Below are 19,581 nucleotides of genomic sequence, written 5' to 3'. Positions count from 1 at the left end.
CGATTCGAACCAGGCCGTCCTGCGCACCCTCGCTTCCCAGGGCGCCGGGATGGACATCGTCTCGGGGGGCGAGCTGCAGCGGGCGCTGGCGGCCGGGGTGGATCCCGGCAAGATCGTGTTCTCCGGCGTCGGCAAGACGCGCGCCGAGATGGAGGCCGCGCTCAAGGCCGGCATCTTCTGCTTCAATGTCGAGAGCGAGCCGGAACTCGCGGTCCTGTCCGACGTGGCCGTGGGCCTCGGCCTCAAGGCCCCGGTCTCGATCCGGGTGAACCCCGACGTGGATGCCGGCACGCACGCCAAGATCTCCACCGGCAAGTACGAGAACAAGTTCGGCATCCCGATCACCCGGGCGCCGGCGGTCTACGCCACTGCCGCCGCCCTGCCGGGGATCGCGGTGCACGGCGTCGACATGCATATCGGCAGCCAGATCACCGATCTGGCGCCCTTCGCCGACGCGGCCCGGCTGCTGGCGGACCTCGCCCGGACGCTCATGGCGGCCGGCCATCCCCTGCGCCACATCGATTTCGGCGGCGGTCTCGGGATCCCCTATCGCGACGACAACGCGCCGCCGCCGGATCCGGCCGCCCTGGCGGCGACCCTGCGGCCGCATTTCGCCCCGCTCGGCCTGCGGCCGGTCTTCGAGATCGGCCGGATGATCGTCGGCAATGCCGGGATCCTGGTGACGCGGGTGCTCTACGTGAAGCACAGCGAGGGGCGCACCTTCGTGATCGTCGACGCGGCGATGAACGACCTGATCCGCCCGACCCTGTACGAGGCCTATCACGCCCTGCGGCCGGTCCTCGAGCCAAGCTCCGGGACGCCGCGCCTCGTCGCCGACGTGGTGGGTCCGGTCTGCGAGAGCGGCGACTATCTCGCTCTCAACCGCGACATGCCGGCGGTGGCGGCGGGCGACCTGATCGCCGTGATGAGCGCCGGCGCCTACGGGGCGGTGCAGTCCTGCACCTACAACACGCGGCCCCTGGTGCCGGAGGTTCTGGTGCGGGGGGACCGGGCGGCCGTGGTGCGACCGCGCCTCGACGTCGACGCGCTGATCGCCCTCGACCGGGTGCCGGACTGGCTGGCGTGAGCGGCGCGCCCGCGTCCCCGTCGGCCGCCGCGGCCGACCGGCGGCTGCCGCTGTCGGTCTTCATCATCGCCCACAACGAGGTGGACCGGATCGGCGCGACGATCCGGGCGGTGCGGGGCCTGACCGACGACCTCGTGGTGGTCGATTCGGGCTCCACCGACGGCACGCAGGCGCTGGCGGCCGCGCTCGGCGCGCGGGTGATCCACAATCCCTGGCCGGGCTACGGCCCGCAGAAGCGGTTCGCCGAGGAGCAGTGCCGGCATGTCTGGCTCCTGAACCTCGACGCCGACGAGGTGGTGCCGGAGGATCTCGTCCGGGAGATCCGGGCCCTCTGGGCCGCGGGCGAGCCGCGCCGGCCGGCGTGGCGGATCGGCATCGCGGAGATCTTTCCCGGCGAGGGCCGCCCGCACCCGCTCGCCTACACCCTGACGCCGGTCCGGCTCTACAGGAAGGACCGGGGCCGTTACGCCGCCTCGCCGGTGCACGACCGGGTGGCGCTGGAACCCGGCGTCACGCCGGGGCGGCTCAGGGGCGTGATCCATCATTTCTCGGTGCGCTCGCTCGGCGACCAGCTCGACAAGCTGAATCGCTACTCCGACCAGCAGGCGGAGGACTTGGAGACGCGGGGCGTGGTGATCCCGACCTGGCGGGTGTTCGTGGAACTGCCGGGCAACTTCCTGAAGGCCTATCTCGGGCGCCGCCACTTCGTGCGCGGCACCTACGGCTTCCTGACGGCGATGAACTACGCGATCTCGCGGCATCTGCGCGTCGCGAAGCATGTCGAGCGCCGCCGCGTGGCCGCCGCCCGCCAGGATCGGGTTGACCCGCCGGATCCGACCTTCTAGAGCCAGAGCGCCGGAGACGTGGCCGAGCGGCTGAAGGCACTCGTTTGCTAAATGAGCATACCCAGAAATGGGTATCGAGGGTTCGAATCCCTCCGTCTCCGCCACCTATGTGGCTTAAGTTGCTGTTTTAATTTTCGAAATCGGAAGGGCTGAAGTTGTCAGCCCACGTTGCGCCCCATATTTCGCATCGGCTTGTACCGGCCTATTTCGGATGTTGAAGGACCGTAGCCGCGCGCGCGGAAGGGCTGATGCCCCACCTCGGTAGGGGGATGTGGCGTGCAGGAGGTTCGAGAGCCGGCACGTGGCGGCCACGCTGATCCGGTTCAGAGCCTAGCGGAACCGTCGCGGGCGTGAGAAGTCGATCTGGACAACGGTCGGCCCCTCGGGAGTGGCCCGGCGCAGGCTCGCCACGGCCGGCGTCTGACAGTTTGTCCCGCTTGGAGGTGCGTCCCACAACCGGCGCGCGAAGGGTGTCCGCACCCCTGCCTCGATCAGCCCGCGAGCCTCCGGATTCTGCGGAACCATGCCCTCGCGCATCAGCGTGTCGATGACCTCGCCCAGAATGCGCGCAGAGTCGTCGAAGCTGATCTGGTCCGCGCCGGGATAGCCGCAGCGGTGCTGCTCGAACAGCCAGTCGTGAACGATGTAGGCCGGCCCATACCCCCAGGGTGAGAAGCCAGGGATGGGTTGGAGGATAGGCGGGATCGAGCCGCCATCGGTGTACATTGGCTGCGGGATGATGGCTCGGTTGTCGGTCGTCACGAAGGTGAGCGGGTCCTTCGGGTCCGGGAGGTAGGCGAACCGGTTCTCACCCTTCCATTCCACGATGAGCTTACCCTTCAGCCGTCCGCCCGGCCCCGGTTGGGCAAGAGTCGCGCAGGCCGCCAGCGCAGCCACGCTCAAGCTGACTGCCACGCTGCGGAGAAGGAAACGCGCGAGATCGGATTGGCGAGCCCGCTCGGGGGCTCTGGTACTTGGCCCTTCGGTCACTGCTCATCCCCCGTTTGTCGCAAGCTTGACCATAACGAGCGTGGGGACGCATCCCTCAGATAGGGCACGCGCTCGCATTCAGCCTTAGCGAGCAAGCATTCTATGACCGGTGATGAACCGACCCAGGAGGTGGCGTTGATTGAGTTGGCGGTCGCGCACATCGGTGCCGAGGATCAATCTCAGCCTCACTGATGCCGTTGGGATCTCGGGGCCGCCGAGCCGCGTCAGTATGGCCCTCGCTCGCGATGGCGCAGTTGAGTTACCGCCCGCACAAACTCTCCACAGTCCGATCTTGGGATCGCGGGCGCGGGGCGGCCCGATGGATCCGCTCAGGGGCGGAAAGGGGCTGCGCGGATGTCGGTCAGCAGGATGGATCTCGTGGACGCGGGCTCGCCGGAGGCGCTCGTCAAACGCATCCTACAGGCCGAGCCGAACCTTCCGGTGCCGGTGCCGATCCAAGAGCTCTGCGCGCGACTCGGCATCCGCCGGATCGAAGACATCGACATCGACGAGTTCGAGGGCGGCCTCGTTACCGACGCGAAGCGGTCTGATGGCACCATCCTCGCCAAGCGCGTGGGCGAACCGCGTCGCCGCTTCACCATCGCGCACGAACTCGGCCACTTCCTCATGGCGCACCACGTCCCGGATCAGCCCGGCCGGTTCCTGTGCAAGAATTCTGACCTGCTCTGCGTCACAGCGAAGGAGGGCGATCAGCGGCAGCGCAGGGAGGTGGAGGCCAACCGCTTCGCCACTCTCATACTGATGCCTCCGCACCTCCTGCGGGGAGCCATGGCGGCCTTTCGCGAGCCCGATCTGCAACACGTTCTTGTGCTCGCGCGCGACTTCGCGGTCAGAAAGGAGGCGGCGGCTCGGGCCTACGTGCAGTACCATCCTGAGCGCATTGCCATCGTCGTGGCGGGCAACGGCCGGGTGCAGCGATGCTACCGTAGCCTCTCCTTTCCGACCATCATCCACGCGGCCGGCAACCCGGTTCCGACAGGCTCGCTCTATCACAGCAGTCCGAACCAGCCGAATATCGCGAGCGACACCGTCGCGTGCAGTGCCGATCTTTGGATCGATGTGAAGCGCGACCTCCACGCTCCGGACCTCTATGAGCAGGTGTACTTTCAGAAGAACGGCTTTGCGATGATCCTGCTGCGTCTGGACGCTGTCCCGGAGGAGAGCGCTGAGGAGCGCAGGCTCAATGAGGGCTGGCGTCACCGCTTCCACTCGGGGCGACGGTAGGCGAGATCCGCCCTGACGGAACAGCCCTGACGGCCCCAGCCTGCTGCTTCGTCAGAGCGGGCTGTACCGTCGTCCCCTTGCTGATCCGACGCACACCTTAGGCCGGCAGAGAAGCAATGAGGGCCGGGAATGGCGGGAACTGATGACGACCTTCGGCTGAGCCTGGATCAGGCTGCGGCAAAGGAAACGTTCCTCGACCGTGTCGGCCGCGCCGAGGACACCGAGCTGAACACTACGGGCACCGCGCCTGAAACGTCTCCTGCCTTGTCGCTGATGATCACGAACCGGCAGCGGGCGGCGCTTCGTGAGCTTGGCTTTTCCGAGGAAGCCATTCGGCAGATGACGCCCGCCGAGGCGCACGTGAAGCTGGGCTTGGCCTAGCTACCGGCATCTGAGCGCAAATTGCGCGCTTAGAAGCCGCTGGCCGACCCCATCCGAGAAGCGGGCACGCTCATCATCGGGGCCGCCTTCGCTGCCGATAACCGCCGAAATCCGGGCTCTCGTATATTGGGGATGGTGGCGCCAAAGCGCGCGATAAGGCGAGATCGACCCTGGATTTTGTTCCTGATTTGTTCTAAATAACCTCACGGATCGAGCCTCTATTCAACCCCTCGGTTGCTCCGAGCTGCCCCGTGTCATGGCCGATACCGAAATCCCGCCACTGAGCCCCGACGACGCCAAGCTGATCCGCAATGAGCGGGCGAAGCTGACAGCGATGTGGGTCAACGGCGTCGCAGTCGCTTCCGTGGCTGTCGGCGGTATCTCTCCGTCAGTGGCGATTTTCTCGGGCACCGCCAGCGCGCTGACAGCTAGCGCTCTCTTGGTTAGTTGGAGTCTCCTGGCAGGCATACTACATCTGGTGGCCAGACGCCTGCTCGGAGCCCTGCGCGCGTGAGCCTGACGCTCGCACAGATGGTTGTTCTTTTCCTCGGCCCGCTCGTCCTAGCGACGATGGTCGGCGTTGTCCTGTGGCTGACGCATGAGAAAGAGTCCGACCGTATCAAGCGCGCCGAAGTTGATCGTGCGATGTGGCTCAAATATCAAGCCGAGCAGAAAGTGCCCGGAGATTAGCCGCTCTATTCGCCTGACAAGCAGTTATCGTATAAATTTTTACTATTTCTGATTTCACGAATGCGAAGAGCTTAGCTTGCGACGCCTCGCGCTCATGCTTCGCCAGTCCGTCGTGAGATTCTTCACAGACCGCAGGTCTTCAACCCAACAGGATCCCCATGGCCGGCCTCAAGGACAAGCGTGGCTTCATCGACAAGGACCGCCTCGATCTGTCGGAACGCAAGGCTGTCGAGTTCTGGATGAAGCGCTGGGGTGTCACGCAGGACCAGCTTACGGCCGCGCATCGCAAAGTCGGGCGAATGACCAAGGACATCGCGGCCGAGCTGGGCAAGAAGCGTTAGGTCGCGAACCCATAATGGCTGGCACGGTTGAGCCGCGCCATCGTTAGCCCTCTGAGCAGGAGAGGCGTGGATGGCGCGGTTTGATCTGACGGATGCGGAGTGGGCGGTGATCGAGCCGCTGTTGCCGACGGACGTGCGCGGCAAGGAGCGCGTGGATGACCGGCGGGTGCTGGACGGGATCGTCTGGCGGCTGCGCACGGGCGCGCCCTGGGCCGACATTCCGGCGCGCTACGGCCCGCATACGACCTGCGGCAACCGCTTCCGGCGCTGGCGCAAGCGCGGCATCTGGGGTCCGCTTCTGGATTCCGTGTCAGAGGCTTACGAGGGCGACCTGCAGATGATCGACGCCACCAGCGTGCGGGTGCACCAGCACGCTGCCTGCGCCCCAAAAAAGACGGCCGATCCGGTGGCATGGGTCGCTCGCGCGGCGGCCTGACGAGCAAGATCCACGCGCTGGTGGATGCCGAGGGCCGTCCGGTGGTGCTCAAGATCACGGAAGGCCAAGCGCATGACGGACGCGCGGCGGCCGACATGCTGGGCGGGTTGGGTGCAGCTCAGATCCTGTTGGGTGACCGGGCCTACGACAGGGACGCGCTACGCACCCGGATGGCGGAGCAGGGCGCGTGGGCAAACGTGAAGCCGATGCCCAACCGTCAGCAGGTCCTGGCGTTCAGCCCGTTCCCGCACGAGTACCGCAACTCAGTCGAGCGCTTCTTCAGCAAGATCAAGCACTTCCGCGCCGTCGCCACCCGCTACAACAACGACCCCGACAACTTCCTCGCCAGCGTCAAGCTCGCAGCCCTGCGGGTCTGGCTGCGGACTTTATGAGTCCACGACCGAGCTAGGCCCACGGCCAGCGTCCCGTCATCGCCGTCATCTCGAAAAGCGGCATGCACGCGCCGCTGGGTTACGCCAACGACTCAATGCCGTAGTCGCGCCAGATGCAGCAACTGAGGACGCGAAGAAAATCCACGAAATTTCATTTCACCAAAGATCTACGTCGGCAATAGCGAGTGGCAGCATACACTTGGATGCTCATGCCGGAGAAGTGATTGCCGAGCGCTGGGCAAGCCGGAACGGCTTTATGGCGGGTGGTGTTTCCGGCGGCGCTTCCGTCCGCGCTTCTTCGGGGGCGGGCCGCGCCGTGCAAGGAAGGATTCCGTCGATGGACAAGACAGTCGCTGGCCTGATCGGGGCCGTCACCCTGCTCGCGGCCGCCGACCCGGCGCAGGCCGCGATGCCCGCCGAGACCAGGCTGACTGCGGCTATGCAGGCCGAGAGCTACGCCGACCTGCTCAAGCCCATCCCCAACGCGGTTGCGCTCCTCAAGGAGGCGGACGAGGCCGCGGCGAAAGCCGAACTGCTACCGGCAGCCTCCAAGGGCGAGGCCACGGTCCAGCAGGCGCAATACTACTATCATCATCATCACCATCATCACGGCTTCTACCCGCCGTTCTATCACCATCACCATCATCACCACCGGTACTACCGGCGGTACCACCACCATCACCATCATCACCATCATCACCATCATCACCACGGCTACTACGTGCCGTACGGGTACTGAGCCGGCTGCGGCGGGGTGGCTGGTTCCCACCCCGTCCGGCCTCACCGCTGGCTCTTGGCGGCACCCAGGATGCGCCGGTAGGTTCCGTCGAAGACGGTGTGGGTCGCCGAGGTCCACTGCGAGTCCGCCGCCAGCGTCTCGCGGCTGGCGTAGATGCGCCGCGATTGGAGTTCGCGCTCGGCCGCCTCTTCCTCGGACATGGGCACAAGCTCGAAGTCGGCCTCGGCCGGGACGACGGTGACCTGCATGAACGGCTCGTCTTTCCGGAACACGTGGGTGCGGCCCTCGTCCGGGGCCTTGAACACCATGAAGTACATCATCGGCCACCAGTGCCGGATCAGGGCCGGTACCGCGACCGGCACGGTTCCGGTCCGGTCGGTGTAGAAGCGAGGGTGGGTCTCGGTCTTGATCGCCCAACCTTCATCCACCTTTAGGTCGATGAGGATCTGGTAGGTGTAGTAGGCGTCGCCGAAGCTCCGGAACGGCGGCCCTTGCGGCCCTGGTTCGCCGGGCTCGGCGAACGCTCCCTCGAAGACCAGCTTTCCGTCCCGAGTGCTCACGCGCAGCTCGCTGTCGTAGGGGTAGAACAGCTCGATCCCGCCCTTGGCCGCCTCCGAAAAGGGGATGCAGTGCCAGGCATATTCCTGCGAACCGTTCGTGCGGGGCTCGGGATCGCCCGCCCAACCGGGGATTTCCAAGCGCGTCCGCCGGGGGCGCAGACCCGACTCCATCAGCCTGACTTTCACCTGTCGCATTCTCGACCGTCCCTTCGATGTCGCCCATGAAGATAGGGGGATCGGAGGTACGGTTCGGCGTGAAGCACCACCATGTGATCGCACGCTGGCTTTGCCGACAAACCGCGCCGCCACGACGCTGAAGACCTTCAATGTCAGACGCGCTCCCGCACTTGGGTCGAAACGGAAGTGGCCCTGGGAGTTCGGTGCGGCCGACGCAGGGGCGGACGCCGGTCGTGATGCAGGTCTCGGGCGGCTCGCAGAGCTTCGAGGTCGCCGATGCGTAGCCTGCCAGGAAGGCCCGCTTGTATGCACGAACTGTCCAAAAGCGGACTAGCAGGTATCCAGCCATCGGAGGCAGTCGGAGGCGCGTTGGCGCCGCGGGAGCTGGCCGAGCGCTACCAGCTTGCTTTGGGGCGTGGCCCTCAGCAAAGCGGACGCACTTCTGCGGCCCCGCGCACGGCTTCAGTCCCTCACGCAGGCGATGACCGCTACCGGCCCGCCGCCATCCGGCCCCTGATGCTCAGCGCCGCCGGAGACGAACAGGTCCGTCCGGCCGATCGCCGCAGCGGCCACGCCGCCGACCAAGGCGCGGGCGTGCCGGGTGGCGTTGATATCGCTGTCGTCGTTCATGATGTGGCGCCGTCCCCGGATCAGGCCGTCATGGGAGGGCTCGGCTTTGGCGAGCAGGGCGATCACGCGCTCCGAGTCATGAGGCGGCAACTGCCCCGCTTCCAGGAAGCCGAGGTCGGTGAGCACCCCCCGAATCGCGGGCAGGTCGATGCCGTCGTCCATGACCCGGTGGGCGATGGCGAGCGGGCCTGTCCAGCCCTGGGAGTTGCCGAGCACGATGATCTCGTTGCGCATCAGCTCGATCCCCGCCGAGCAGCTGGCGCGGCCGGAGAAAAGATCGCGTCGGGTACCGATGGCGGAATCCGTAAGATGTTCGCGGTCGACCTCCCCGAGGGCGAGGGCGATGCCGAGCGCCGAGGCGCCGCGGGATAAGCCCATCGAGGCGTAGGTGTCGTGTGTGGCCACGCCGTGGCCCCGGGCGGCCGCCTCGGCGATCCGAGCGCTCGTCAGGAGCGGGCACTTCACCTGCACGAAATGCACGTCGGCGGGATCGGTGAGCCCCGACTCTGCCATGGCCCGGCCGACCGCCGCCGCAGTCGCCTCGACCTGCGCCATCCGGCCGATCTCCTCCGCCCGGAACTCCTGGGTGAAGGCCGTGCCGATGGCGAGCGCCTTGCCCACCGGCACCGCGGGGCCGTCACGCCGGGCGAGGACGAGGAAGTGCGGCGACAGCCCGCCTTCGGTGCCGCCGGACATGACGAGGGCGATCCGCGCTCCGACCTCCGCCGCCGTGCAGCCGAGGGCGGTGGCGAGTGCTGTCTCCAGGGCCATCACCGCAAGCTGCCGGGTGAAGTCATTCACGCAGCCGTTGCCCTCGGTCTTGCCGAAGATCGCGACGATCTCGGTCACCTCCACCGCCCCGGAAGCGACGAGGCCCATCACCTGGGAGACGTCGGCGGGATGCTGCGCGGGCACGCGGAAGACGAGGCACTCGGGCATGGGGAACCGGGGTGGAGTAAGAAGGGGCGCCGCCCTTCCATTGGGGGCAAACCCATCGTCCGGCCGCGCGCCCAGCGACGACAGGGACCGACACGATCGGGTGGCCAGCAGGGGCAAGCACAGACCGGACCATCTTCGGAGAGTCCCTGAGCCTTCTACCGCGCGGGAGGAGCAATTCGTCGATCGGCTCCCGACTCCGAACCAGCACATTGGCCCGATCTGCAGTAGAAGCAGACCGTCTCGAGACCACTCCATGCCGCCGTTCCGGAAGCGACCCAGCCCGGACATAAAGCGATACGGATTGCTTTCCCTCAAGCAGACATTCCAGACGCCATTACAGTCGCAGAACGGGTGATGGCGTTCATCACATACACACTATTGTCTCGGGAGATGCGGCAGGTTCGAGCGAGGAGTTGCCGCGGCATATCTATCGCTAATCGGCGAAATTTTCATCGCCGAGGGATTATGTCGATCTACTAAACGTATCCAAGCATACTTCGAGCTTCGAGCGGCATTCGCTGTGGGATAATAATTTTTGTTAAGATATATCAGTGCATAAAGCCAAATGTTCACGATGTCCGTCGTCCATACTTGGTGACTCTGATCATGGTCCGCCTGCGCAACATCGGCATTCTTCTCAAACTTGCCATACCAGCCTTGATCCTAGCGATCGTCGCAGGAGGCGTCGTTCTCGTAGCGCGTGCCAACCTTAGCGCACTCGACGCCAGCACGCAGGAAATCGTCGACGTGCAGGCGATGCGTGCCATCAATGCTCTGCGTCTGGAGAACGCCGTCAGCGAGGCGACCATTCGGGAGAAAAATATTATTATCGAGACCGATCCCGTCGCGATGGCAGCGCACCTCGAGCACTTCAAGGCCAGCAAGGAGCGCGCCCTGACCGCAATCGATTGGCTCATCGCCAAGGCGGACACCGAGGCACGCAAGACAACGAACGAGGGCATCAAGGCGACCCTTCTCGGGTTTTTTGCTGCAGCGGATCGCTCCGTCGCCCTCGGCCTCAAGAACCAAGCCGAAGCGGCGTCCGAGATCTCGAACCGCGATGTTCGGCCGGCTCGGATGAAGATTGTCGATGCCGTGGTCAAGCGGGTGGAGACCAACCTTCGCGATCTCGAGGCCGCAAAGCTTAACGCAGCTGAGACTGCGCATGGGGCGAGTTCGATCCTGACGATCGGGGCAGTTATTGGTCTGCTGATCGCATTTGGCCTGCTCGGCGTGATCGTGTTTCAGGGTATCACCCGTCCGCTCGCCAACCTCGTTTCCGTTCTTCAGCGCATGGCGCAGGGTGAGATCGACTCGGAGATTAAGGAGGCCACTCGCGGCGACGAGATCGGCACCGTCGGCAAGGCCGTCGAAGGCATCAAGGCCATGGTCGCCCGCAAGGCCGCCGAGGAGGCTGAGGTCAAGCGCCGCGCCGACGAAGCCGCTGCACAGGAGCGCCGTCGCACCATGATCGAACTCGCGGACGGTTTCGAGCGTGCGGTGGGCGGCATCGTCGGTGGCGTTTCATCGTCGGCTACAGAGCTGCAGGCGACCGCCAACACCATGACTGCCACCGCGACTGAGACTGCCGGCCAATCCACGACGGTCGCGGCTGCCGCTGAGGAAGCCGCCGCGAACGTCAACACGGTTGCAGCCGCCGCAGAAGAGCTCGGCTCTTCCGTCCAAGAGATCGGCCGGCAGGTCACCGGCTCGGCACGCTTGGCACAACAAGCCGTCGTCGCGGCAAATGACACAGCCACTCTCGTGCAGGCCCTCAGCCAGACCTCCGCCCGCATCGGTGACATGGTCGGGATGATCTCGGGCATCGCGGGGCAGACCAACCTGCTGGCCTTGAATGCTACGATCGAAGCGGCACGTGCTGGGGCGGCGGGACGCGGCTTCGCAGTGGTGGCCTCGGAGGTGAAGGCACTCGCTGAACAGACGGGCAAAGCGACCGACGAAATCGCGCGTCAGATTGCCGAGGTGCAAGGCGTCACGCATCAGGCCGTGATGGCCATCGGTGGCATCACCGGCCAGATCCGAGAGATCGATGCAGTGACCACCAGCATCGCGGCCGCGGTCGAGCAGCAAGGTGCCGCCACGCAGGAGATCGTGCGCAACGTCAGCCAGGCGGCCCTCGGTGCCGGAGAAGTGACGAGCAATATCGTCGGCGTCGCACAGGCCTCCGAGGAAACCGGAGCCGCAGCATCCCAGGTTCTCGCGGCAGCAACAGAGCTATCGCGTCAATCGGAGCATCTCACCGGAGAGGTCGGTCGCTTCCTCGCCTCTGTGCGAGCAGCTTGATCTGAGCTGCCCCGTCCCGCGACCATGACAGGACATCGATGATCACTGCGGCGTCCGCTTCTGCATATCTCGATCGCAGAAGCGGACAGTCTTTAATCCACCCCAAGCCGCCGTTCCGGAAGCAACCCAACGCAGTCCTTTAAGAGCGTTTGTGCGGCTCCTGTAACCGAACGCTAGTTCCGCCTCTAAGCGGGCAGTGACGCACCCTCTGCGGCCACACAGCCAGCTCTCGCAGCCTCTCAAATGTGGACGTTCAAACTCTTCGTCGCGGGTGAGCCGAGACCTGTCGCCCTCGCCGGTCATTGCGCCAGCGTGCGCAGCTCCCCGCGGGCGAGTCCGACGAGGGTCCGGGCGAGCAGCCATCCGATCACCGCCGTTGCGAGCGTGAGCAGGCCGACAGCGAAGATGTCGATCGCCGCGCCCGGTTGCGCCGTCGCGACCCGCAAGGTCGCGACGGATGCTGCGGCGAGGGGGAAGCTCACGCCCCACCACGACACGCGGAAGGGGCAGCTCCGCCCGAAGCGGGCAAGCTTCGGCAGCAGAACGGCGAGGGAGGACACGGCGACCGCGAAGAGCGCCTCCGCAAAGAGATCCACCGTTCCCGTCGTGGCCACATATGCCGAGAACCCCACCGCGAAGGCGCACGAGGATCAGGAGCGACGGCTGCAAGGCGGCAGGGAGCGGGGGCTCGAACAGCAGGCGGGACAGGATCAACGTGAACAGGGGCACGGCGAAGAACAGTCCCACGGCCAGTGAGAACACCATCACGCCCGGCATCGGCGGCAGGCCCAGAACCGGAAGGGCAAGGGGCACGTCGAGGAGGCCGACGACCGGCACAATCCAGGCCGGCGTCGCATGCGCGGTCTGCTGCCGGTCGCTCAGCCATCGAGTCACGACCCACCACGCGAAGAGGGTCATGCCGAGGGCACCCACGATCCAGAGCAGGCGCGCGAGGGTGAGGCTCAAGGGCGCCAGGGGGATCGGCAGGAGGAGCAGGCTGATCAGCGGTGTGCCGAACAGGTTGCCCGCGATGGGATGGCGGAATTCGGCCTTCACCGCCGGGGCCGCGATGACAGCCTTGGTGCCGTAGCCCGCCGCGAGGGCGACAAAAGCGGCGCAGGCCATCAGCCCGATGGACTTGCCGAGCCAGAGGGGGACGCCGTACCGGGTATGCGCCATCGTCCAAGCGACACTCAGGCCGGTCAGGCCCATCACCGCCGCAAACAGGCCGATGGGCAGGGCCTCCACCTGCCGCCAGCCGCCCGGACCCTTCGGTCGCTCCGGCGGACGATGGGCGATCAGGGTGGCTTCGGAGTCCGACGCGCTCTGCTCTTCCAAGACAACCTGCAGCATCGAACGTTCGTCCTCCACGCAGGCCCCGTAGGCCAGTGCTGTCAGCCGAAACCGTATCGGGCGGCTGGCGCACGGCGAGACAGGTTCGGGCCGAGATGGAACCGGGCGGCCTCGAAGGCCTGCCAATCGGCAGGATCCGGCAGAGAGGGTATCGTCACAACCTCGCCCGCGTCGAGCCCGGCAAGGGCCGCCGCCACGAGGTCGCGGGCTTCCATGATCATCTCCGCGGGGATCTGCCCGATATCCGCGCCTGCCCTGTCGAAGAACTCGGTGCGGGTGACGCCGGGCAGCACTGCCTGGAGCTGCACGCCTTTGCCGCCGATCTCGGCCGCGAGCCCCTGCGTCAGGGCGAGCACGAAGGCCTTCTGGGCGGCGTAGCCGGCGTTGAAGCGCTCCGGGATGAGGGCCACGACCGAGGAAACGTTGACGATGGCGCCCCTACCGCGGTCTGCGAAGGCCTTCGCCGCCGCGAAGGTCAAGGTCTGCAAGGCCCGGACGTTGAGGTCGAGCATCCCGTCGTAGAGATCCGCAGGACTGTCGAGCGACGGCCCGAGAGGCCCGAGCCCGGCGCAGTTCACGAGGAGCGCGAGGCGCGCGTCCGTGGCGACGCGATCCCGGACCGTTGCGAGGTCCGCTGGTCGCGTCAGGTCGGCGGGCAGGACCTCGACGGCCACGCCGGTCGCCTGCCCGATGCGCTCGGCCGCCGCCCGCAGGCGGGCGGCGTCACGGGCAACGAGGACGAGGTCGTGGCCTCTGGCGGCCAATTGATCGGCATAGGTCGCGCCGATCCCCGACGATGCGCCCGTGACGAGGGCCGTGCCTGTGTGCGGTGTCATGGTCAAAACCTCGTCAGGCAGCGGTGAGCTTGCTGTTGGCGACCGGCAGCGCGCGGATCCGCTGCCCGGTGAGCGCCGCGATGGCGTTGAGCACGGCGGGCGGCACGCCCGGAAGGCCCGGTTCACCGACCCCGCCCATCGGCGCGCCGCTCTCGACGATGCGCACATGGACTTTCGGCATGTGCTCCCGCCGCAGGACAGGATAGGTGTCGTAGTTCTGCGATTGCCGCACGCCGTCCCGGTAGACGATCTGCTCGAACAGCACCGAGGACAGGCCGAGCGCCGCCGCCGATTCCACCTGCGCCTTGACGATGGCCGGGTTCACGATGCTGCCGGGGTCGAAGGCGATCCAGAGGTTGTGGACGCGGGCTTCGCCGCCCTCCACTGACACCTCCGCGATGGTCGCCGTCTCCGATCCGAAGGGCGAGGCCATGGCGAGGCCGCGGGCGCGCATCCCGCCCTCCGCGCGGTAGGGCCCGCGCTGCCAGCCGCCGGACATCTCGGCCACCGTCGAGAGGAGGGTGCGGTGCCGGGCGCTGCCCTGGAGGAGCGCCATGCGCAGGGCGAACGGATCCTGGCCGCCGGCCTGGGCGACCTTGTCCAGGAAGCTCTCGTAGAACGCATCGTTCATCGAGTGCCCGACCGAGCGCCAGAACGCGATGTTGACCGGATGGGCGACCTTCGTGAAAGTCATGCGCCGGTTGGGCACGGCGTAGGGCTTCTCGACGATGCCCTCGACCGCCGACGGGTCGACGGGCGTCTGCATCATCATGCCGAAGTAGCGGCCGATCGGGCCTTCCCCGACCGTGCGCGCCTCGATCGCCGTCGGCTGGCCCGAGGCGTCGAGGGCCGCGCGGAAGCGGCTGAAGCTCAGGGGGCGCACGGCGTCGCGGCTGAATTCCTCCTCGCGCGACCACAGCACCTTCACGGGGCGGCCGGTAGCCCTGGCGAGCAGGATCGCCTGCGGGAACGGGTTGCCGGCGTCGTAGGTGAAGTGCCGGCCGAAGAAGCCGCCGAGCATCGGCGAGTGGATGCGGACCTGGGCCGGCTGCAGCCCGGCGACCTTCGCCGACACGGCCTGGAACACCTCCGGCATCTGGTTCGGAAGCCAGACATCGAGGGTTCCGTCACGGTCGAAGCGCGCGATCGCCGAGGGCGGTTCGAGCTGCGCGTGGGCGAGGTAGGGGGCTTCGTACTCCGCCTCCACCACCTTGGCGGCCTTGGCGAAGGCGCCGGCCACGTCGCCCTCTTCCTCGGCCATGTGGCCCGGATCCGCCGAGGCCTTGAGGGCCGCGAGCATGCCGTCGGACGAGAAATCCGCAGCGACCGTGTCGATGCCGCTGGGCTTGGCGGCCGACCATTCGACCTTCAGCGCCTCGACCGCCTTGCGCGCCCGCCACCAGCTGTCGGCGGCGACCGCCACGGCGCCGGGCACGCGGTGCACCGAATGGACGCCTGGCATGGCTCGGATTTCGGCCTCGTTCGCGAGACTCATCGGCTCCGTGCCGAGGCGCGGCGCGTGCTGCACGGCGGCGTAGAGCATGCCCTCGACTGTCTGGTCGATGGCGTAGATCGCCCGGCCCGTGGACTTGTCCCGCACGTCGAGGCGGGGGACGGGCTGGCCGATGTAGCGGAAGGTCGCCGGGTCGCGCAGGGGGACGGATTCGTTCGGCTTCAGCTTCAGGGCATCGGCGGCGAGGTCGCCGTAGGAGAGGACGCGGCTCGTTGCCGCGTGAAGCACCACACCGTCGCGGGTGGTGAGTTCGCCGTCCTGCACCTTGAGCCGGGCCGCGGCCGCGCGGATCATCAGGTCGCGGGCGGTCGCGCCGAGGCGGCGCATGGTCTCGTAGCTCGACCGGGTTGAGAAGCTGCCGCCGGTCATGCGGATGCCGTTGACGACGGCGTAGTCCGGTCCGGGCGGCGCGCATTCCACGACGAAGCGGGAGGGCGGCACGTCGAGCTCCTCGCCGACGATCTGCGCCAAGCCGGTGGCGATGCCCTGGCCGCCCTCCACGAAGGGGCTGAGCAGCTTGATGGTGCCGTCCGGATGGATCTCCAGGAAGGCGGCCACCCGCGTCCCCGGCTTCGGCGCGAGGGCACCCGCCCCCTCGGCGGGGCCCTGCGCCTCGGCGTGGGTCCTTCGCGCGGGCAGGAGGGCACTGAGGACGAGGGCAGCGCCGGCCCCCGCGAGGACTCGGCGGCGGGAGGGGGCTGCGGGCGGAGGAGCGGATGCATCGCGGACTCCTCAGGCGGCGGCCTGCCGCACGGCGGCGGCAATGGCGTTGTAGGTGCCGCAGCGGCAGAGGTTCGTCATCGCCTCTGTGATGTCGCCGTCAGTCGGGTGCGGGGTCTGCTTCAGCAAGGCGGTGGCGGCCATGACTTGGCCGGACTGGCAGTAGCCGCATTGCGGCACCTGCAACGCGACCCAGGCCTCCACGACCTTCCGGCCGACGTCGTCCTGCTCGATTGCCTCGATGGTCGTGACGGCCTGGGTGCCGACGCTCTCTAAAGGCACCTGACAGGATCGCGTCGCCTGTCCGTCGAGATGGACCGTGCAGGCCCCGCATTGGGCGATGCCGCAGCCATATTTTGTGCCGGTCAGGCCGAGCGTATCCCGTAGGACGAAAAGCAGCGGAGTATCGGGCTCGGCGTCGACGGAATAGTGGCGACCGTTAATCGTCAGGCTCACCATGACCGCGACTCCCCGACAGTAATTAGACCCTAAGGCCATGCTTAAGCAGAGGTCTCGGCACCCACTACGTCATATTTGCCTCGTTTTCGGACATGCCGCCGCGTCAGACGACGGCGAGCGGACCCGCAGTCCGGCGGATCGCCCGCGGGACGTCGCCCTGGACACGCAGGAATGCCCGGCGCATCCGCTCGCGGTTGGCGAAGCCGGCCGCGGCGGCGATCTGCTCGATGGGCAGGCGGCTCTGCTCCAGCATGTGCTTGGCGGCCTCGACGCGCATGGCCTCGACGGCCTTGGCCGGCGAGACGCCGGTCTCGGTCCGGAAGGCCCGGGTGAACTGGCGTGGGCTGAGGCAGGCGACCGCCGCGAGATCCTCGGTCGTCAGCGGACGCCGCAGGTTCTGGCGCGCATAGGCGAGGACGCTCTGGATCCGGTCGCTCGGCGCATCGAAATCGAGCAGGGCCGAGTGCTGGGCCTGGCCCCCGGCGCGACGGCGCTCCATGACGAGGCCCCGCGCCACGGTGCGGGCCACCTGCCGGCCGTGGTCGCGCTCGACCATGGCGACGGCGAGATCGATGCCCGCCGACATGCCGGCGGAAGTCCAGAGGTTGCCGTCCGCGACGTATATCTTGTCAATGTCGAGGGCGCAGTCGGGGTAGCGCGCGCGGAACTGCGGCGCGTAGCGCCAGTGGGTCGTGGCGCGCCGCCCGCTCAGCAGCCCGGCATCGGCGAGGGCGAAGGCGCCGAGGCACAGGCCCGCCAGGCGCCGCGTGGAACGGGCCGCCTCCCGCAGGTAGGCGACGAGATCTGGGCTCGGCTCGGGCAGGCTGATGCCCGCGGCGACGATGATCGTGTCGAAGGCGGACGGCTCGCTCAGCGGCTCGGTCTCGACGGCAGGGCCGGACCCCGAGCGAAGGAGCCCGCCCGCCTCCGACAGCACGTGGATGTCGTAGGTCGTGTCGGCGACGTATCGATTGGCCACGGCGAAGGGCGAGGTCACGGCCAAGCCCATGAAATCGAAATCCGGGCAGAGCACGAGCCCGATGCGGCGGACGCCAGCCATTGCGGAAACCTTTCAACTGTTTCCCATCGTGCGCCGCGTGGAAGCCGAGGCTGGGCCGATCCGCGACGCATACAAGGGCCTGACTTCATTCGGCAGCCGCAGTGAGCACGCGCCTGAGGAGTTCATCCAGTTTGCCGGCGACGCCATCGACCTGCGGATTCCCGAACTGGCCGAGGGTACTGACCGGACGGTCGTACTCGAAGGCAATCTTATCGTCGTCATCCTCACGCAGAAGTACCCGGATCGGCGCGTACAAGGCGGCCGAGAGGGCGTGCCGGGTCATCGACGCAGCCGTCAGCGGATTGCCGATGTCGTACTGGACGGCCTCCCGGCTCAACCCAGCGGTGAGCAGCCCATCGCCAATGGTCCCGAGAGCCGAAGAACGAGAGAGGCGTCTGCCGTTCAAGGAGATCGCGCGCCTCATCCACCTTCCCGGCTTGCAAGAACTTGGTGTAATCGCGGTCGATGACGGGCACCGAAGCCTCCAAGGCGGATCGGACCGCTTGTCGGAGCCGAGCAGGGCCTGGACGCCGTATTGCAGGGCCACGGTGCCGACCGTCACGACCGCGTCGCCGACGACGAGTTCCGCGGTGGCGCCGAGCGCCAGCTCGCCGGTCAGGGCGGCGCCGATCGCCGCCGGCATCAGACGCGCCAGGCCACGCGGGCCGGCCAGGGGCCGAGCGCGAGGTCGGCGGGGCTCTTCGCCGCCCAGCCCAGCGGGCAGCGGATCGCGCAGGCCGGCCCGACGCGCGGGTGCGCGACGAGGCCGACATCGCCGGTGCGCGGGGATTCGGTGGTCGCGAAGCCGGATTCCGCCATCAGCGCGCGTACCACGGCTTCGAAGCCGCCGCGGCGGCGGACCGTCCGCCGGGCTCGTCATGCCCCGCTGTACCACCGAGGCGATGAACCTGCATCTGGCCGAGATCGCCAGGGCCGTCACCGCCGGTGCGCACGCCGTGCTGCTGCTCGATCGGGCTGGCTGGCACCTGACCCAGAAGCTCATCGTGCCGGCCAATATCCCGCTGCTGCCGCTGCCAGCGCGCTCGCCCGAACTGAACCCGGTCGAGAACCTCTGGCAGTTCATCCGTGAGAACTGGCTCGGCAACCGGATCTTTGCGTCATACGAAGCCATCCTCGATCAGTGCCGCGACGCCTGGAACACGCTCAAGGACCAGCCCTGGCGCATCATGTCCATCGGCCTGCGGGCCTGGGCTCATGGGTTCTGATCAGTGAGAGTTGGTATAAATCCTCGCTGGAACGATCCTGCCGACCACGTCCAGTAGCGCGGCTTTTCTCGGCGGCCATTCGCCAATTGAAGCCATGCGCCTTCGCAAATCCAGCCGGCCGCCGTCAGCTTCACCAGCACGCTCCGCGGTCGCGGGAAGCCCCATCTGCGGCGCTCGGACGGACGAGAACTTCGGGGAAAGCTTAATAATTTTGATCCACTTACAGCCGCCCGCAACAATTAACGAATTTGAGCGGTCGCAAATTGAATTAATAGGAAGAAACGGCAGCTCTATAACAAGCCTGTGAATAAACAAAATAACGATGGATGAACTCTCCTTCGGTGATCTTCCACAGCCAGTCACCGGTAAAGCGTCACGACAACGCTGTTATTATTCAATTATAGTCTCAACTATACAATAAAAGCGGATTAACTCAAGCGTTCATCCTTGCGATCGTTCGACTGTGCGCGAGGTTTACTAGGACCAGATGCGACCGTCGCGCTCCATCGCGGAACTCTATACATCTTGCGAAAATCGTCTTATAGCAATAAAAAATTATCATACGAAATAAATTTGATGATATTCTATCGGATAATCTTCGATAGATCGATTCGAAGAAGCGGACAGCGACACATCCGGCACCAGTCAAATATTATTG

Annotated in this window: 20 protein-coding genes, 1 tRNA gene and 3 pseudogenes; 13 read left to right on the top strand and 11 right to left on the bottom strand. The window is 66.6% G+C overall.

Annotated features, from left to right (window positions below):
- From lysA to I53_RS15875, 3 genes are all read left to right on the top strand, one after another.
- A partial coding sequence (gene lysA, locus I53_RS15885; RefSeq protein WP_043352379.1) for a diaminopimelate decarboxylase occupies positions 1–1,087 on the top strand: 1,087 nt, incomplete at its 5' end.
- The gene (locus I53_RS15880; protein WP_179697349.1) at positions 1,084–1,932 is read left to right on the top strand and encodes a glycosyltransferase family 2 protein; all 849 of its coding nucleotides are present in this window, start codon (positions 1,084–1,086) and stop codon (positions 1,930–1,932) included. The genes lysA and I53_RS15880, both read left to right, overlap by 4 nt.
- A 12-nt stretch (positions 1,933–1,944) precedes the next feature.
- Positions 1,945–2,036 (top strand) — tRNA-Ser (locus I53_RS15875).
- Between the two features lie 226 nt (positions 2,037–2,262).
- Here the strand turns inward: I53_RS15875 and I53_RS15870 are convergent.
- Positions 2,263–2,835 carry a DUF1353 domain-containing protein gene (locus tag I53_RS15870; RefSeq protein ID WP_187294360.1) on the bottom strand — a complete coding sequence of 191 codons (573 nt, stop codon included), beginning with the start codon at positions 2,833–2,835 and terminating at the stop codon, positions 2,263–2,265.
- Positions 2,836–3,291: 456 nt separating this feature from the next.
- On the opposite strand from I53_RS15870, the gene I53_RS15865 reads away from it, so the two are divergent.
- The 7 genes from I53_RS15865 (at position 3,292) to I53_RS15835 (ending at position 7,146) form a co-directional block, all read left to right on the top strand.
- A complete protein-coding gene (locus tag I53_RS15865) occupies positions 3,292–4,167 on the top strand; it encodes an ImmA/IrrE family metallo-endopeptidase (protein WP_251982336.1) in 876 nt (291 codons plus the stop codon).
- A 129-nt stretch (positions 4,168–4,296) separates the two neighbouring features.
- Positions 4,297–4,548 carry a hypothetical protein gene (locus I53_RS15860; protein ID WP_043352373.1) on the top strand — a complete coding sequence of 84 codons (252 nt, stop codon included), beginning with the start codon at positions 4,297–4,299 and terminating at the stop codon, positions 4,546–4,548.
- A 256-nt stretch (positions 4,549–4,804) separates the two neighbouring features.
- Positions 4,805–5,062, top strand: coding sequence for a hypothetical protein (locus tag I53_RS33265; protein ID WP_059409650.1), 258 nt, complete (start codon positions 4,805–4,807; stop codon positions 5,060–5,062).
- The gene (locus I53_RS15855) at positions 5,059–5,238 is read left to right on the top strand and encodes a hypothetical protein (RefSeq protein ID WP_043352371.1); all 180 of its coding nucleotides are present in this window, start codon (positions 5,059–5,061) and stop codon (positions 5,236–5,238) included. The genes I53_RS33265 and I53_RS15855 overlap by 4 nt, the downstream gene beginning before the upstream one ends.
- Before the next feature lie 158 nt (positions 5,239–5,396).
- Positions 5,397–5,579, top strand: coding sequence for a DUF3606 domain-containing protein (locus I53_RS15850; protein WP_003600567.1), 183 nt, complete (start codon positions 5,397–5,399; stop codon positions 5,577–5,579).
- A gap of 70 nt (positions 5,580–5,649) precedes the next feature.
- Positions 5,650–6,407, top strand: a protein-coding gene (locus I53_RS31370; RefSeq protein ID WP_106428182.1) for an IS5 family transposase whose coding sequence is annotated in 2 segments (ribosomal slippage) — positions 5,650–5,965 and positions 5,965–6,407 — 759 coding nt in all. Because the reading frame shifts where the segments join, the coding sequence is not laid out codon by codon here.
- Positions 6,408–6,744: 337 nt separating this feature from the next.
- The gene (locus tag I53_RS15835) at positions 6,745–7,146 is read left to right on the top strand and encodes a hypothetical protein (protein ID WP_043352364.1); all 402 of its coding nucleotides are present in this window, start codon (positions 6,745–6,747) and stop codon (positions 7,144–7,146) included.
- 41 nt (positions 7,147–7,187) lie between these two features.
- Here I53_RS15835 and I53_RS15830 read toward each other — a convergent pair whose 3' ends face one another.
- The gene (locus I53_RS15830; RefSeq protein WP_043352361.1) at positions 7,188–7,901 is read right to left on the bottom strand and encodes a DUF6065 family protein; all 714 of its coding nucleotides are present in this window, start codon (positions 7,899–7,901) and stop codon (positions 7,188–7,190) included.
- A gap of 182 nt (positions 7,902–8,083) precedes the next feature.
- On the opposite strand from I53_RS15830, the pseudogene I53_RS36140 reads away from it, so the two are divergent.
- Positions 8,084–8,164: pseudogene (locus I53_RS36140) on the top strand (arsenical resistance protein ArsH); the annotation flags it as partial.
- Between the two features lie 181 nt (positions 8,165–8,345).
- On the opposite strand, the gene I53_RS15825 reads toward I53_RS36140, so the two are convergent.
- Complete coding sequence (locus I53_RS15825) at positions 8,346–9,452, bottom strand: ring-opening amidohydrolase (RefSeq protein WP_043352359.1); 1,107 nt, start codon at positions 9,450–9,452, stop codon at positions 8,346–8,348.
- A gap of 606 nt (positions 9,453–10,058) precedes the next feature.
- Between I53_RS15825 and I53_RS15820 the strand changes: the two genes are divergently transcribed.
- Positions 10,059–11,756 (top strand): methyl-accepting chemotaxis protein, encoded by a 1,698-nt coding sequence (locus I53_RS15820; protein ID WP_043352357.1) that lies wholly within the window; start codon positions 10,059–10,061, stop codon positions 11,754–11,756.
- Positions 11,757–12,055: 299 nt separating this feature from the next.
- Here I53_RS15820 and I53_RS35930 read toward each other — a convergent pair whose 3' ends face one another.
- From I53_RS35930 to I53_RS33975, 8 genes and pseudogenes are all read right to left on the bottom strand, one after another.
- Positions 12,056–12,316 (bottom strand): hypothetical protein, encoded by a 261-nt coding sequence (locus I53_RS35930; RefSeq protein ID WP_306307442.1) that lies wholly within the window; start codon positions 12,314–12,316, stop codon positions 12,056–12,058.
- 142 nt (positions 12,317–12,458) lie between these two features.
- Positions 12,459–12,935, bottom strand: a pseudogene (locus I53_RS35925) (C4-dicarboxylate ABC transporter); the annotation flags it as partial.
- Between the two features lie 215 nt (positions 12,936–13,150).
- Positions 13,151–13,945: an SDR family NAD(P)-dependent oxidoreductase gene (locus tag I53_RS15810; RefSeq protein WP_043352356.1), complete on the bottom strand. Its 795-nt coding sequence runs from the start codon at positions 13,943–13,945 to the stop codon at positions 13,151–13,153.
- A gap of 13 nt (positions 13,946–13,958) precedes the next feature.
- A complete protein-coding gene (locus I53_RS15805; RefSeq protein ID WP_083936070.1) occupies positions 13,959–16,097 on the bottom strand; it encodes a xanthine dehydrogenase family protein molybdopterin-binding subunit in 2,139 nt (712 codons plus the stop codon).
- Positions 16,098–16,190: 93 nt separating this feature from the next.
- A complete protein-coding gene (locus I53_RS15800; protein WP_043352353.1) occupies positions 16,191–16,637 on the bottom strand; it encodes a (2Fe-2S)-binding protein in 447 nt (148 codons plus the stop codon).
- 103 nt (positions 16,638–16,740) lie between these two features.
- Positions 16,741–17,697 carry a GlxA family transcriptional regulator gene (locus I53_RS15795; protein ID WP_043352351.1) on the bottom strand — a complete coding sequence of 319 codons (957 nt, stop codon included), beginning with the start codon at positions 17,695–17,697 and terminating at the stop codon, positions 16,741–16,743.
- Positions 17,698–17,782: 85 nt separating this feature from the next.
- A complete protein-coding gene (locus I53_RS15790; RefSeq protein ID WP_251982335.1) occupies positions 17,783–18,340 on the bottom strand; it encodes a DUF302 domain-containing protein in 558 nt (185 codons plus the stop codon).
- Positions 18,340–18,531 (bottom strand): hypothetical protein, encoded by a 192-nt coding sequence (locus tag I53_RS33975; RefSeq protein WP_187294361.1) that lies wholly within the window; start codon positions 18,529–18,531, stop codon positions 18,340–18,342. Before I53_RS33975 ends, I53_RS15790 begins: the two co-directional genes overlap by 1 nt.
- Between I53_RS33975 and I53_RS15780 the strand changes: the two are divergent.
- Positions 18,489–18,923: pseudogene (locus tag I53_RS15780) on the top strand (transposase); the annotation flags it as partial. The gene I53_RS33975 and the pseudogene I53_RS15780 sit on opposite strands and share 43 nt — an antisense overlap.
- Positions 18,924–19,581: the final 658 nt, after the last annotated feature.

Source organism: Methylobacterium sp. B1 (assembly GCF_000333255.1).
GTDB lineage: Bacteria > Pseudomonadota > Alphaproteobacteria > Rhizobiales > Beijerinckiaceae > Methylobacterium > Methylobacterium fujisawaense.
The sequence above is the reverse complement of the archived record's forward strand: the minus strand, read 5'-3'. Positions and strand labels throughout refer to the sequence as shown.